Here is a 14,846-nt window from a genome sequence, read left to right as displayed (position 1 = left end):
CATGCAGGACCACCAGCAGGTGCTGGAGCCAAGGCAATGAGCGCAGCGCGGCCGATGCTGGACACCTATCGCGAGGTCATCACACCCGAGGGCGTGCCCTTGCAGTTGCCCGCTGCCGGTCCGGTGCCGCGTGCCCTGGCCTGGCTGATCGACCTGTGCGTGCGCTTTGGCGTGCTGATGGTGATGAGCCCATTGCTGGTCGCGCTGGGCGAGTTCGGTAGCGGTCTTTATCTCGGGCTGATGTTCCTGATGTTCTGGGCCTACCCGATCGTGCTGGAGGTGTGGTTCGGCCGCACCTTGGGCAAGAAGGTGTTGGGCCTGCGCGTGGTCGCCCGCGACGGCGCACCTTTGGGCTGGATGGCGGCGATCGTGCGCAACCTGCTGCGCACTGTCGACGCGCTGCCATTTGGTTACGCGCTGGGCCTGGTCACCTGCCTGTTTGACGCGCATGGCCGGCGCCTGGGCGATCTGGTCGCCGGCTCGCTGGTAATCCATACCGTGCCACGTCCGGCCACGCCGCCAGCACGCATCGATACCGCACTGGCACCACCGCTGCCCTTGCAGCCCAGCGAACAGGCTGCCTTGATCGCCTTCGCCGACCGCGCGCCGGCACTTTCACCAGGCCGTCAACGTGAGCTGGCCGACATCGCCAGTGGGCTGAGCCAGGATCGCGGCCAGGCTGGCGTAGTGCGTTTGTATGCAATGGCCAACTGGTTGCTGGGGCGGCGATGAGACAGGAACAGTTTGTCACCCGCTATCAGCACGAATGGCAGCAGTTCGAGGACTGGCTGCAACGCCGTGGCGAACGCACGCGGAAGCAGCGGCCCAGCATCGACCCCGACGTGCTGGGCGATGAAACCATCCCACAGCGCTACCGCCGCCTATGCCAGCAGCTGGCCTTGGCGCGCCGCCGTGGCTACAGCCCGCAGCTGGTGGAACAACTGCAGCAGCTGATGCAGCGCGGCCACAACCTGCTGTATCGCACACCGGCACCGCGCTGGCAGCGTGCGCTTGAATTCCTGTTCGCCGATTTCCCAAGCACCGTACGCAGCCAGGCAGGCGCGATGTGGGTGGCGTGCGCGCTGTTCGCGATTCCGCTGGTCGGCATCTTCGTGCTGCTGCAATACAAGCCTGAGCTGATCCACATGCTGATGGATCCACGCGAACTCGCACACATTGAAAAGATGTATGACCCCGCGGCCGACAACCTGGGCCGCGACAGCGGCACCGACTGGGCGATGTTCGGCCACTACATCATGAACAACATCAGCATCGGCCTGCGCACGTTTGCAAGCGGCTTGCTGGCCGGTATCGGCACCATCCTGGTGCTGCTGTTCAACGGCATCACCATTGGTGCGGTGGCCGGGCACCTGCAGCAGATAGGCTCGGGCGATCCGTTTTGGCGCTTTGTGGTCGGGCACGCGCCATTCGAGCTGACCGCCATCGTCATTGCCGGTGGTGCCGGCCTGCAGCTTGGCCTGCGCCTGGTGGCACCAGGCCGCAAACGCCGCATCGATGCACTGATCGAAGGCGGCGTGATTGGCGCACGGCTGTGCCTGGGCGTGGCCTTCATGCTGCTGGTGGCTGCTTTCATCGAGGCGTTCTGGTCATCGATCGCATGGGTGCCGATGTGGGGCAAGCTCAGCGTGTCTGCCGTGCTGTGGACGGCCGTGCTGTTGTGGCTGTGGCGCGGCGGGCGTGGAGGTGACCATGCGGATTGACCAGCTTGATGTCGCTCTGCGTGCGCGTTCGCAATGGGAGGCGATGGAACTGGGCACCGCCCTGGTCCGCCGCCATGCCGCCGCAATCTGGAAGCCCTGGGTACTGCTGACACTGCCGGTGTTTGCGCTGCTCAACCTGCTTGGCTGGTGGCTGGACAACTTCTGGGTGTCCAGTTTCATCCTGTGGTGGCTCAAGCCCGCGTTCGAGCGCATCCCGCTGTATGTGATTTCGCGCGGCGCGTTTGGTGCCGAGCCCACTACCGGCCAGACCCTGCGTGCGCAGTGGAACTGGGGATGGCGCGGTGTCGGCGCCTATCTCGGCTGGCGTCGACTCAGCCCTGCCCGCTCACTGCTGATGCCGGTCGATCTGCTGGAAGGTGGCGACGCCAGCCAGCGGCGCGGACGCCGGCATGCACTCGGTGGTGCCGCCTATGGTCACGCCACCCTGCTCACCTGGGTGTGCTGGCATTTTGAGGCCATGCTGCAATTTGCCGGTGTTGCCTTGATCTTCATGTTCGTACCGGTGGAGCTGCTGTCCGAATCACTGCGAGCAACGTGGGAACTGATCGGCCAAGACACCCCCGCGTGGGCGTGGATAGGTTTCAACCTACTAGCATGGTTGGCGATGACCATGATCAGCCCGTTCTACAGCGGCGCCGGCTTTGGCCTCTACCTCAACCGTCGCACCCAGCTGGAAGCCTGGGATGTGGAGATCGCCTTCCGTCGCCTGCGCGAACGACTGGCTGGGCTGGCGCCGATGCTGGTGTTGCTGCTGGCCGTATTCGCATTGCCATCGCTGCAGGCACGGGCGCAGGACAGCGCAGATACGCATGACGTCAGCAGCCTCGGCAACCACAAAACCGCGGACGAAGCGGGAACGGAATCCGCTACCGCGACCACGCCGCAGCAGCTGTTTGGCGCTGCACCCGCCGATACCGCCGGCTTCCGCCAGGCTGCGGCACGTGCCTATGAAGACCCGCAACTTGGCGCCAAGCGCAGCGTCACCCGCTGGGTAAGGAAGGCATCGGACAAGAAGCCCGATACCGACGACAGCGACAACCCCGATCCCGGCCCGATCCTCGGTGCCATCGCCAAGTTCGCCGCGCTGATCAGCGAGAGCATCCTGTGGATCCTGCTTGGCGTGCTGCTGGTGGCGCTCGCCCTGACAGCGCGTTGGTGGCTGCCGTGGTTCCGCGGCGATGGCCGTCGCAGCCGTGACGTGCAGGCGCCTGCGTTGCAGGAAGCGCTGCAGCTGCCGGAAGTGCTGCCGCCGGACATCCTCGGCAGCGCGCGCCGGCTGTGGCGCGAAGGCAAGCCACGGCACGCGCTGGCATTGCTGTACCGTGCTTCGGTGGAAGTGCTGGTCGAACGCGGCAATACCGTGTTGCCGCCGGGCGCCACCGAAGCGCAATGCCTGCGTGCATCACGCAAGATGCCGCAGGAGGCAGATCGCAACCTGTTCGCACGCATGGTACGCATCTGGCAGTACGCCGCTTACGCCGGCCGTCTGCCCAGCGATGAAGAATTCGACGTGCTGATCAAGGAACTGCACCAGCAGTACGGGTGGCCGGCATGAACGCCGCCGTGCGCAATACGCTGGTGATCGTGCTGCTGGTGCTGGCCACATTGGTCGCGTTCTGGTTCGTCCGCAATTACGAGAAAGTCAGCGAAGAAGTCACCCTGCCTGCTTATGGCGAACCGACCTACAACGCGCTGTATGCGCTGCGCGAAGCCCTGATCCGCGACGGCAGCAAGGCCGAAACCCGGCGCCAGCTCGACCTGCCAGCCATGCAGCTGCAGCCCGGCGATACCGTGTTGATGCTTGATGACCCGCGCCTGCTCACGCCGGCGCAGGTCGAGAGCCTGCTGGACTGGCTGCAATTTGGTGGTCACCTGCTACTGCAGGCGCCCGATGCCGACGAAGACCTGGATGGTGATGAACAAGGCCTGCTGGAACGTCTTGGCGTGGTCACCAGCGAAGTCCCGGCGCGTTGCCAGATCTGGCAGGTCCCCGGCCAGGAATCCCACAACGAGTTCTGTAGCGGCAACCGCTTCACCCTCGCCGGGAAGGCCCGCGCCGAGCGCCGCTGGGCCGATGCAGACGACGATGGCACGCTGGCCTATGCGCGCCTGCGTTACGGCCTGGGCCGGGTGGATGTGCTGGGCGACATGGATTTCCTGCTCAATGGCAGCGGGGAACGCGACACCGGCCTGCGCGACATCCCGCACCGCGACCTGGCCCGCCTGGTGCTGGCACCCAACTACGGCAAGGGCACCACCCACCTGATCTATGCGATGGAGCTGCCATCGCTGTGGAAGACGCTGTTCCAGCGTGGTTGGCCGGTATGGGTGCCGTTGCTGCTCGCGCTGCTGGCGTGGCTGTGGATGCGCTGCCAGCGCTTCGGCGCCCTGCTGCCCTCGCCGCGCGAAGACCGTCGCTCGCTGCTGGAGCATGTGCGCGCCAGCGGCGAGCACCTGCACCGCTACCGCAAGTCACCGCTGTTGTACGACGCCGTGCGCCAGGCCTTCCTCACCCGCCTGCGCCGTCGCGCACCGGTGGCTGCCGCGCTGACTGGCGACGCCCAGGCACAGGCCATCGCCGATCACCTGCAGTGGCCGATCGGCCGTGTGCAGACCGCATTGCAGATTCCCCCTTCGCAGGACGACGTGGCCCTGCGCGACCGCATCCGCTTGCTCATCCAGATGAGAAACCAGCTATGACCGACGAGCTCACTCCGCCCGCCCTCCCCGGCGATGCACCCGCGCCGACGCCTGCTCCTGCGCCGGTCAACACGGACCTGATTGAACGCGTCGAGCGCATACGCGACGCGGTAGGCCATGCCTTCATCGGCCAGAGCGACGTACTCGACCAGATCCTGATTGCCTTGCTGGCCGGTGGTCACGTACTGATCGAAGGCGTGCCCGGACTGGGCAAGACACTACTGGTCCGCGCACTGGCACAGGCGCTGGAGCTGGAGTACGCACGCGTGCAGTTCACCCCCGACCTGATGCCCAGCGACGTCAGCGGCCACGCGGTGTACGACCCCAAGACCGAGAGCTTCAAGATCCGTCGTGGCCCGGTGTTCACCAACCTGCTGCTGGCCGACGAAATCAACCGCGCCCCGGCCAAGACCCAGTCCGCGCTGCTGGAAGTGATGCAGGAAGGCCAGGTCACCATCGAAGGCAAGGGCTTCTCGCTGACCCCGCCGTTCCTGACCATGGCCACGCAGAACCCGGTCGAGCAGGAAGGCACCTATCCGCTGCCGGAAGCACAGCTGGACCGCTTCCTGCTGAAGGTGCTGATCGACTACCCACAGCTGGAAGACGAGAAGCAGATGGTGCAGGCCATCACCACCGGCCGCACCGCCAGCGACTTCAACCTCAGCCAGGTGCCGCGCGTACTCAGCGGCGCCGATGTGGTGGAACTGCAGAAGGCAGTTGCCGCGATCACCGTTGACCCGCAGGTAATCGATTACGCCGTGCGCATTGTCGCGGCGACCCGCAAGTGGCCAGGTATCGCCCTGGGCGCAGGCCCACGCGGCAGCATCGCGCTGGTTCGTGCCGCCCGCGCACAGGCAGTACTTTCCGGTCGTGACTTCGTCACCCCGGACGACGTGCGCGAGATCGCCAAGCCGGCACTGCGCCACCGCATCGCGCTGGCCCCGGAACTGCAGATCGAAGGCCAATCCGCCGACGACGCCCTGACCGCCCTGCTCGCCAAGGTGGAGGCGCCGCGCAAGTGAGCAACGCGGCAAGAAGCGCCAGCATGCCAAACGAGGCCCTTGCCTCAGCTCCCTCCCTTGCGCGCGCAGCGCAAAGGGGAGAGCTGGAGAGGGGTGCTCTGGCTCCTGCCCCCTCCCTTGCGCGCGCAGCGCGAAGGGGAGGGCTGGGGATGGGTGCCGTAGCTCCTGCCCCCTTCCTTGTGCGCGCAGCGCGGAGGGGAGGGTTGGGGAGGGGTGCCGTAGCTCCTGCCCCCTCCCTTGCGCGCGCAGCGCGGAGGGGAGGGTTGGGGAGGGGTGCTTCGGTTTTTGCTTTCGCTCGTCCATGCCAAGCGCAAAATTTCCAAACAACCAAGGCCACGCAGTGAGACCCGCTCCCCTACTGATCACCCTATTGGTGCTCTGGGGCCTGCTAGGCCTGCCAGTCGCCCTTCACTACCTGCCCATGCAGGCATGGACCATCAGTGCTGCGGCTATTGCCCTGCTTGCCCTGATCGACCTCGCGTTGCTCTGGCGCAAACCCAGCCCGCAGGTGCGGCGCGAACTCCCTGACTCCCTCGCCCTGGGTGTCGAACGCGAAACCTGGCTGCAGCTGGATTCCTACGGCAAGCAGCGCGTTGACGTATTCGACCTGCTGCCGGATGGCTGGAACAGCAACGGCCTGCCACGCAGCCTGAAACTGGGCAAAGCCAGCGAAACCCGTTTCAGCTACCGTTTCACCCCGGCCAACCGCGGCACCTTCGTGTTTGATGGTGTGCACCTGCGCCTGCATTCACCACTGCGCCTATGGCGGCAACAGCGCACCGTCGGCACAGAGCAAACCGTGCGTGTTTACCCCAACTTCGCTCCACTCACCCGCTTCGCCCTGCTGAGCGCGGAGATGGCATCACGACTGGTAGGTGCGCACCTGAAGCGCCGTCGTGGCGAAGGCACCGACTTTCACCAGATGCGCGAGTACCGCGTCGGCGACAGCCTGCGCCAGATTGACTGGAAGGCCACGTCACGTGCACGCAAACTGATCTCGCGTGAATACCAGGACGAAAAGAACCAGCAGCTGGTGATGCTGATCGACACCGGCCGGCGGATGATGGCCGACGAGGGCGGGTTGTCGCATTTCGACCACGTGCTCAACGCCTCGCTGGTGGTGTCGTATCTGGCGCTGCGCCAGGGCGATGGCGTCGGTTTGTTCGCCAGCGGCGGTGACAGCCGCTGGGTCGCACCGAAGCGCGGTATGGGCGCGATCGACAGCCTGTTGCGCGCCAGCTATGACCTGCAGCCCAGGCCGGTAGCTACCGACTATCTCGCCGCAGCCACCGAATTGTCGCTGCGGCAATCACGGCGCAGCCTGGTGATGCTGGTCACCAACGTCCGCGATGAAGACATCGAAGACCTGTTGGCCGCCGTGCGCCTGCTGCAGAAGCGGCATCTGGTCTGCGTAGCCAGCCTGCGCGAGCGCGAACTGGACCAGGCCTTGGCACGCGATGTGGAAACTGTTCCCGAGGCGATACAAGCCGGTGCAATTGCCGCTTACCTGCAGCAGCGCAGCGATGCCCATGAAGCACTGCGTAGCCATAGAGTGATGGTGCTGGACGTCACCGCTGAAGAACTGCCTGCAGCCTTGGTCGAACGCTACCTCGCAGTAAAGCGCGACGGCCTGCTGTAACCGGCTTCGCGGCTGACGCCGCTCCCACAAAAAAGGCCGGGTCATGTAGTGCCGAGCATGGCTCGGCTCTACAGCTTTGCTCCCTCCCTTTCGCGCAGCGAAGAGGAGGGTTGGGGAGGGGTTGGCTTTGCCGCTGCTGATGTCGCGCAAGCTTCGCGGCTGAAGCCGCTCCTACACAAGCCGCGTCATGTAGTGCCGAGCCATGCTCGGCAAGGGGCGTCACCGGTAAAGCCTCAGCCGAGCATGGCTCGGCTCTACAGTGATATTTCAGACAACAACCGCTTACAGATAGATCCGGGTCGTGCCCTGCGGCGCATCATCAATGATGGCGTGCGGCAGGAAACGGGCGCTGTCGCGGGTGATGCGGCTGTTGTCTTCGCGGATGCCAACGCCGCAGGCACGGTCGCCTACGATCCAGCTACCCACCAACGGGTAGCTGCCGTCAAACACCGGCAGCGCATGGAACGCCTGACGAATGCTCGGCCCGTTGTACGGCCCTTCGCTCTCCTGCCAGCTACCGTCGCTCATGTGCATCGCCACATTGGCGCCCTCGCGCGAATGCAGCGGCTTGCGCACCCAGCCGGCCGGCAAGGCACTGCCATCGTCGAAATAGGATTCCAGCAGATTCGGGTGGCCGCGGTGACGTTCCCACAACAATGGCAGGATGCCCTTGTTGCTCAGCACCGCCTTCCATGCCGGCTCCAGCAACTGCACGCCCGACCGTGGCAAGGCTGCGCCGAATTCCTCGCGCATCAGGTCTTCCAGCGGATACAGCTTGAACAGGCTGCCGATCACCACATCATCCAGATCAGTGAAACGGCCGTCGGCCGACAAGCCGATATCCTCGATGGCAAGCGCCGCTGCATGCAGCCCGGCCTGTGCCGCGCAATCGCGCAGATAGGCGACCGTGCCCTGGTCTTCCTCTGACTCCCCCACCGCGCTGAAATACAGCGGCGGCGGCAGCCGCGAGGTCAACTCGGCGAAGCGCTCCACCAGGGTCTCGTGGATGGAGTTGAACTGATCGGCCTGCTGCGGCAATGCGCCACGGTTACGTTGGTCTTCCAGCCACTGCCATTGGAAGAACGATGCTTCGTACAGCGAGGTCGGCGTGTCGTAGTTCAGTTCGTACAGCTTGGCTGGCCCGTTGCCGTCGTAGGCGAAATCCAGACGACCGTATAGATGCGGATCACGGCGGCGCCAGCTTTCGGCGATCCAGTCGCGGAATGCCTCGGGGATGGCCAGCTGCGCCATCAGCGCATCGCTGCCCACCACCTCACCGACCAGATCCATCGCCATCGCATGCAGCTCGGCGCTGGGATCTTCGATGTCGTTCTCGATCTGGCGCAGGGTGAACGCGTAGTACGCGCTTTCATCCCAATACGGTGCACCGTCGATGGTGTGGAAGCGGAAGCCCGCCTCCGCAGCACGGGCCTTCCAGTTGCCGCGTTCGGCAATTGCAACGCGCTTCACTGCATCAACCGCCGACGCTGCTGCGGCCGCCGCTACGCGCACCAAAACCACCACGGCTGGCGGTGACGGCGCGGTTCGGGGTGGCGTTGACCGGAGCCAGGCCGGCCTTGCCAGCGCCGATGCCGCTACCAGTGTTCAAACCACCGGTGCCGCCCGGTGCGGCCGGCTTGGCCCAACCATTGGCGTTGTCCTTGAAGGCAGGCTGCGATGCCGGCGGTGCGGCCACGGCGCCACGGCTGCCGTTGAGCATCTGCGACATGAAGAAGCCCATCATCATCGGGCCGATGAACGAGGTGCCGGCGCTCGTCTGCTGCTGTACGCACTGCTCGGCCGGATACTCCTTGGCGCACTCTTCCTTGCTGGCGTACTTGGGCGCGGCATCGGCCGACTGCTGCTGCGCGGTGGCAAACGCCTCGCGGCAGCTGGACGGATTGCCGGTGGCTTCGCTGCAGGCTTCCACCGAGGTGTACAGCCCTTCCTGCACCTGCACCGTTTCTTCCTTCTGGCAGGCGGTCAGCAGCAGCGGCACGGCGCTCATCAGCACCAGTGCGGTGGCCTTGGATCGCTTCATGGTCGGTTCCCCGTCAATTTGATCCCCAATAATGCCCGATGCAGGCTTCAAGGCGGAAACCAGAAAACTCCTGAAACTGAATCAGATTTCAGCTGATGCTTGGAAAGGCTTGGAGTGGCTGGGGTTTGGGCTTTTTTCTGTTTGCTTCGCTATTCAGCGCGTTGGCGATGGTGGTGGTGTGTTGGAAGAGCCAAAACCAAAGGCACCCCTCCCCAACCCTCCCCTGCGCTGCGCGCAAGGGAGGGGGCTGTTTGCTGCGCTCGTTCAGGCCGCGAGCGAGCCGCCTTTACCCCCTCCCTTGCGCGCAGCGCCGGGGAGGGGTGGGGAGGGGTGCCTTTGAGGGTTGGACTTTAGCTTTGGCCTTGGGGTCGCCTGCCCCCGCTCTTCCCACCAGCCCCACCAGCCGCCAATCGACCTGCCACTCAACCGCCCCACTCCACCCCACAACCACCGCAAACCAATGGTTGCAGCTGCAACCGGGAACTTGATGCAGAATCAATCGCACTGCACTTCTGCCAGCCCGTTTCAGCTCGCCCCAATGCCCGAATACCGCTCTAAAACCTCCACCGCCGGCCGCAACATGGCCGGCGCCCGCGCCCTGTGGCGTGCCACCGGCATGACCGATGGCGACTTCCACAAACCCATCGTCGCGGTGGTCAATTCCTTCACCCAGTTCGTGCCCGGCCACGTGCACCTGAAGGACCTTGGCCAGCTCGTGGCGCGCGAGATCGAAGCAGCCGGCGGCGTGGCCAAGGAATTCAACACCATCGCCGTGGACGACGGCATCGCGATGGGCCATGACGGCATGCTGTACTCGCTGCCCAGCCGCGAGATCATCGCCGACTCGGTCGAATACATGGCCAATGCCCACTGCGCCGATGCGCTGGTGTGCATCTCCAACTGCGACAAGATCACCCCCGGCATGTTGATGGCCGCACTGCGCCTGAACATTCCCGCGGTGTTCGTTTCCGGCGGCCCGATGGAAGCCGGCAAGACCAAGCTGGCCGACCACAAACTCGACCTGATCGACGCGATGGTTGCTGCCGGCGATGACAAGGTCAGCGACGAGCAGGTGGCCGCGATCGAACGCAGTGCCTGCCCAACCTGTGGTTCCTGCTCGGGCATGTTCACCGCCAATTCGATGAACTGCCTGACCGAAGCACTGGGCCTGTCGTTGCCTGGCAACGGCACCGTGGTGGCCACGCACAGCGACCGCGAGGCGCTGTTCAAGCGCGCCGGTCGACTGATCGTCGAGCTCTGCCATCGCTGGTACGGCGGCGAGGAAGCCAACGTATTGCCGCGCGGCATCGCCACCTTCGAAGCGTTTGAAAATGCGATGACGCTGGACATCGCCATGGGCGGTTCCACCAATACCATCCTGCACCTGCTGGCCGCCGCACAGGAGGCCGAAGTGGCCTTCGACCAGCGCGATATCGATCGCCTGTCGCGACGTGTTCCGCAGCTGTGCAAAGTGGCGCCGAACACGCAGAAGTACCACATCGAAGACGTGCACCGCGCTGGCGGCATCATGGCCATCCTCGGCGAGTTGGCGCGTGGCGGCCTGCTGCATACCGGTGCCTCCACCGTGCATAGCCGCACGCTCGGCGATGCGATCGCGCAATGGGATGTCACCCAGACCCGGGACGAAGCTGTGCACCAGTTCTACAAGGCTGGCCCGGCCGGGATCCCCACCCAGGTGGCTTTCAGCCAGTCCACGCGCTGGCCCTCGCTGGATCTGGACCGTGCCGATGGCTGCATTCGCGATGTGGGCCATGCGTTCTCCAGCGAAGGCGGCCTGGCCGTGCTGTACGGCAATCTCGCCGCCGACGGCTGCGTGGTGAAAACCGCAGGCGTGGATGAATCCATCCACGTGTTCGAAGGCAATGCCCGCGTGTATGAAAGCCAGGACGCAGCGGTCAAGGGCATCCTCGGCAACGAGGTACAGGCCGGCGACGTGGTGGTGATCCGCTACGAAGGCCCGAAGGGCGGTCCCGGCATGCAGGAAATGCTGTATCCGACCAGCTACCTGAAATCCAAGGGCCTGGGCAAAGCCTGTGCGCTGCTCACCGACGGCCGCTTCTCCGGCGGCACCTCCGGCCTGAGCATCGGCCACTGCTCGCCCGAAGCCGCAGGTGGCGGCACCATCGGCCTGGTGCGTGACGGCGACCGCATCCTGATCGACATCCCGCAGCGTGGCATCAACCTGCTGGTGGACGATGCCGAACTCGCACGCCGCCGCAGCGAACAGGATGCCAAGGGCTGGAAGCCGGCCGAGGCACGCCCACGCAAGGTAAGCACCGCACTGAAGGCCTATGCCCTGCTCGCCACCAGCGCCGACAAGGGCGCCGTGCGCGACAAGGCGCTGCTGGACGCTTGACCGTGCAAGCGGGCGCGGCAGAATGTGGCCATGAACACGGCCACCCCCTGCCCGCCCCCGCTGCCTGCCACCGCCAGCTGCTTGTGGAATGGCCACCCGTATCGGGTGACGACTGCCGAGCTGGGGGCTTATGTGGATGCCCACCTTCCCGCACTGCTGTGGGACTTCGACATCCACGCCGAGCGTATCGACCCCGACGGCATCGTGCTGGACGAAGACGATCTTCCGCCCGATGCGCTGCACCTTCGTGTGCATGACTGCCCGGCTTTCAGCAGCGGCCCAGGCGCAGTGACGCACTGGAACGACATCACCGGCATGCAGATCAGATTCGCCAGCAAGGACGAACCCGAAGTGCTGCTCTACACCGGCGAGCACCTTGCCCTCGACAACGGCGGCTTTGCGCTGAGTGAGCGCGGCGGCCAGCTATGGATAGCGCTCAACGGCCATTGCGAAGGCATGCATGGCCCGGCAAGGATCGAAATGCTCGCGCCGTTGACGTTCACCACCATTGCCTGCGGGCGCCGCGATCAGGCCCAGGCCCGCGAACACATCGCAACCGTGGTTGACCCCGACCACTACGCATTCGAATGCGACCAGTACGGTGTTGCACGCTTCCGCCCGGTTCACACGCGCTGATCGTCAAGCCCACGGGTGCTTTCCAGCACCGACAAAGCCGGCACCGGCAGCCGATCCAAGGGACTGAGCACGGCACCGGCACCGCGCCCCAGTACATGCGTGTAGATCTGTGTCGTGGCGATGTCCTTATGGCCCAGCAGCTCCTGCAAGGTACGGATGTCGCAGCCCGCGTCCAGCAGATGGGTGGCAAAACAGTGCCGCAGGGTATGGCAGCTGGCCGGCTGCAGGATTGCCACCTGCAAGCGCGCCTGCTTGATCGCCCGCTGCAGCACTTCCTCACTGAGATGATGGCGGCCACGCCGCCCCGTGCGTGGGTCGCGGGACATCCTGTGCGAAGGGAACAGGTATTGCCAGCCCGGTTGTACGTCAGCTGATGGGAACTTCCTTGCCAAGGCATTCGGCAGATGGACCCGCCCCACGCCTGCAGCAAGATCGCATTGATGCTGAAACAACACCTGCTCGCGCTGCTGCAGCAAACGATCACGCAGCGACACGGGCAGCGGAACACGCCTATCCTTGTTGCCCTTGCCGGCACGCACGCAGATCTCACTGCGCGCGAAGTCCACATCCTTGATCCGCAAGCGAAGGCATTCCATCAGTCGCATGCCGGTGCCATACAGCAGGCGCGCCATCAGTGCAGTGACACCTTCCGGGATTGCCGACAACAGCCGGGCAACATCCTCCACGGGCAGAACGACGGGCAAACGTTTGGGGCGCTTCGCACGCACAACGTCCTGCAACCATGGCAGTTCCATCCGCAGCACCTCGCGATAGAGGAACAGCAACGCCGCCAACGCCTGGTTCTGGGTGGCTGGCGCCACCTTGTCTTCCGTCGCCAGCCGGCTGAGGAATGCCGCAACTTCATCACCGCCCATCTCGCGGGGATGGCGCTTTCCGTTGGCCAGAATGAACCGCCTGATCCACCCCAAATAGGCCTGCTCGGTACGGATGCTGTAGTGCCGCAAACGAATCTGTGCCCTAACGCTATCCAGCAATCGCGGCGGCTGCGCCGGTGTTACACCGCTTGGAACAGGGTCGTAACGCATATGGCCGCTCCCAAGCGGTAGTTTCTGGGAAGCATGCAGTGCAGCTTTGGTTGCCCCTATCGGCTAAATCCATGATTCAACGTGGGAATTTCTCAGTTTGAAAGCGGCAAGAAAACAAGGATACTCTGCGCTACACCGCTGTTAGGCGGTCCAATACGAGTTAGGCGGCGGTGTGTTGGGTTGGCTGGCCCTTCTCGTTTCGGCAGCAACATCGGCAAGTTACCGGTCGGCTCCGGGTAACAGTTCCAATTGTTCCTGGCAGCGGCAAGCCAGCCACTTCGCCTTACGCTTCACTGCCTCACCGCAATCATTTCTTCGCACCTCGGCGGCAACGCTCGGCAAGGTTTCCCGGGCAAGCTCCATCCCGCAAGCTGTGGCATGATCGGCTCGCGTTGGGTTGCACAAGCAGGGCAGCTTTGGGCAGGGGTTCCACCAGTCGCCACAGCCGCCTAACAGTTCATTCAAGCCGACGCCGCCTCGCGGCGCGGCTTAATTCCAGAGTTAGGCATCGTATGCACGTTCCCGCGAGACAACAGACCAACTCAACGCCAGCCCATATGACCCATTTGTATCGCTACATACCAATCTGGCGTCGTGTACAAAGCGGCGCAGTTCTTTATCGCGTCTTTGAGGTCATCGGCATTGGGTTCACCGTTCAAAGCAAAGACTACTTCCACGCGGGCGCACCGGTTGGCGCCACGGCATCAATGGAAGCACAATTCTTGGAGCTGCTAATTGAGCAAGACCCACATCACCGGTTCGGGACTTCATCAACGATTGAGGCGGCGGTTTTGGCGTTCGACCAGTACTTTGAGTCTACCGCCGATGCCTAACAGTTCATTCAAGCCGACGCCGCTTCGCGGCGCGGCTTAATTCCGGAGTTAGGCGGCGGTGTGTTGGGTTGGCTGGCCCTTCTCGTTTCGGCAGCAACATCGGCAAGTTACCGGTCGGCTCCGGGTAACAGTTCCAATTGTTCCTGGCAGCGGCAAGCCAGCCACTTCGCCTTACGCTTCACTGCCTCACCGCAATCATTTCTTCGCACCTCGGCGGCAACGCTCGGCAAGGTTTCCCGGGCAAGCTCCATCCCGCAAGCTGTGGCATGATCGGCTCGCGTTGGGTTGCACAAGCAGGGCAGCTTTGGGCAGGGGTTCCACCAGTCGCCACAGCCGCCTAACAGTTCATTCAAGCCGACGCCGCCTCGCGGCGCGGCTTAATTCCAGAGTTAGGCGGCGGTGTGCTGGGTTGGCTGGCCCTTCTTCTTTCGGCGGCAGCATCGGCAAATCACCGGTCGGCTCCGGATAACAGTTCCAACTGTTTCTGGCAGCGGCAAGCCCGCCACTTCACCTTACGCTTCACTGCTCTGCCGCAATCATTTCATCGTACTTCGGCGGCAAAGCTCGGCAAGGTTTCCCGGGCAAGCTCCATCCCGCGAGCTGTGGCATGATCGGTTCGCGTTGGGTGGCACAAGCGAGGTAGCATTGGCCGGGGGCGGTAGTTGGCCACAGCCGCCTAACAGTTCATTCAAGCCGACGCGGTAGCTCCTTCGCTTTAGTGGACACCCTGACCTAACGATCAGGAGTATCCCAATGCCCCGCCCTGGCCCCAGAAGCACCTACCGCTATACCGATCATTTCAAGGCTACC

The 14,846-nt window shown here is 64.2% G+C and carries 12 protein-coding genes; 9 read left to right on the top strand and 3 right to left on the bottom strand.

Annotation, left to right across the window (positions count from 1 at the left end):
- Window positions 1–36 precede the first annotated feature (36 nt).
- From AC1VWL_RS02100 to AC1VWL_RS02075, 6 genes are all read left to right on the top strand, one after another.
- Entirely contained in the window at window positions 37–732 is a 696-nt protein-coding gene (locus tag AC1VWL_RS02100) for an RDD family protein (RefSeq protein WP_482985557.1), read from the top strand.
- Window positions 729–1,721 (top strand): stage II sporulation protein M, encoded by a 993-nt coding sequence (locus AC1VWL_RS02095; protein WP_481533131.1) that lies wholly within the window; start codon window positions 729–731, stop codon window positions 1,719–1,721. The genes AC1VWL_RS02100 and AC1VWL_RS02095 overlap by 4 nt, the downstream gene beginning before the upstream one ends.
- Window positions 1,711–3,297 (top strand): DUF4129 domain-containing protein, encoded by a 1,587-nt coding sequence (locus tag AC1VWL_RS02090; RefSeq protein WP_482985556.1) that lies wholly within the window; start codon window positions 1,711–1,713, stop codon window positions 3,295–3,297. Before AC1VWL_RS02095 ends, AC1VWL_RS02090 begins: the two co-directional genes overlap by 11 nt.
- Window positions 3,294–4,442 (top strand): DUF4350 domain-containing protein, encoded by a 1,149-nt coding sequence (locus AC1VWL_RS02085; RefSeq protein WP_482985555.1) that lies wholly within the window; start codon window positions 3,294–3,296, stop codon window positions 4,440–4,442. Before AC1VWL_RS02090 ends, AC1VWL_RS02085 begins: the two co-directional genes overlap by 4 nt.
- Window positions 4,439–5,464, top strand: a complete 1,026-nt coding sequence (locus tag AC1VWL_RS02080) for an AAA family ATPase (protein WP_481533134.1) — start codon at window positions 4,439–4,441, stop codon at window positions 5,462–5,464. Before AC1VWL_RS02085 ends, AC1VWL_RS02080 begins: the two co-directional genes overlap by 4 nt.
- 340 nt (window positions 5,465–5,804) lie before the next feature.
- The gene (locus AC1VWL_RS02075) at window positions 5,805–7,103 is read left to right on the top strand and encodes a DUF58 domain-containing protein (protein WP_481533135.1); all 1,299 of its coding nucleotides are present in this window, start codon (window positions 5,805–5,807) and stop codon (window positions 7,101–7,103) included.
- Between the two features lie 282 nt (window positions 7,104–7,385).
- On the opposite strand, the gene AC1VWL_RS02070 is transcribed toward AC1VWL_RS02075, so the two are convergent.
- Both AC1VWL_RS02070 and AC1VWL_RS02065 read right to left on the bottom strand, forming a co-directional pair.
- The gene (locus AC1VWL_RS02070; protein WP_482985554.1) at window positions 7,386–8,573 is read right to left on the bottom strand and encodes a glutathionylspermidine synthase family protein; all 1,188 of its coding nucleotides are present in this window, start codon (window positions 8,571–8,573) and stop codon (window positions 7,386–7,388) included.
- 4 nt (window positions 8,574–8,577) lie between these two features.
- Window positions 8,578–9,144: a DUF1190 domain-containing protein gene (locus AC1VWL_RS02065; RefSeq protein WP_482985553.1), complete on the bottom strand. Its 567-nt coding sequence runs from the start codon at window positions 9,142–9,144 to the stop codon at window positions 8,578–8,580.
- A 538-nt stretch (window positions 9,145–9,682) separates the two neighbouring features.
- Here AC1VWL_RS02065 and ilvD point away from each other — a divergent pair.
- Both ilvD and AC1VWL_RS02055 read left to right on the top strand, forming a co-directional pair.
- A complete protein-coding gene (gene ilvD / locus AC1VWL_RS02060; RefSeq protein WP_482985552.1) occupies window positions 9,683–11,521 on the top strand; it encodes a dihydroxy-acid dehydratase in 1,839 nt (612 codons plus the stop codon).
- A gap of 30 nt (window positions 11,522–11,551) precedes the next feature.
- Window positions 11,552–12,157: a hypothetical protein gene (locus AC1VWL_RS02055; protein ID WP_481533137.1), complete on the top strand. Its 606-nt coding sequence runs from the start codon at window positions 11,552–11,554 to the stop codon at window positions 12,155–12,157.
- On the opposite strand, the gene AC1VWL_RS02050 is transcribed toward AC1VWL_RS02055, so the two are convergent.
- Entirely contained in the window at window positions 12,145–13,203 is a 1,059-nt protein-coding gene (locus tag AC1VWL_RS02050; RefSeq protein ID WP_481533138.1) for an integron integrase, read from the bottom strand. The genes AC1VWL_RS02055 and AC1VWL_RS02050 overlap by 13 nt on opposite strands.
- Before the next feature lie 557 nt (window positions 13,204–13,760).
- Between AC1VWL_RS02050 and AC1VWL_RS02045 the strand changes: the two genes are divergently transcribed.
- Window positions 13,761–14,036: a hypothetical protein gene (locus AC1VWL_RS02045; RefSeq protein ID WP_482985551.1), complete on the top strand. Its 276-nt coding sequence runs from the start codon at window positions 13,761–13,763 to the stop codon at window positions 14,034–14,036.
- Window positions 14,037–14,846: the final 810 nt, after the last annotated feature.

It is taken from the genome of Stenotrophomonas sp. STEN063 (assembly GCF_056854515.1).
Note: the sequence above shows the minus strand (reverse complement) of the source record. Positions and strands in the feature narration are given on the sequence as shown.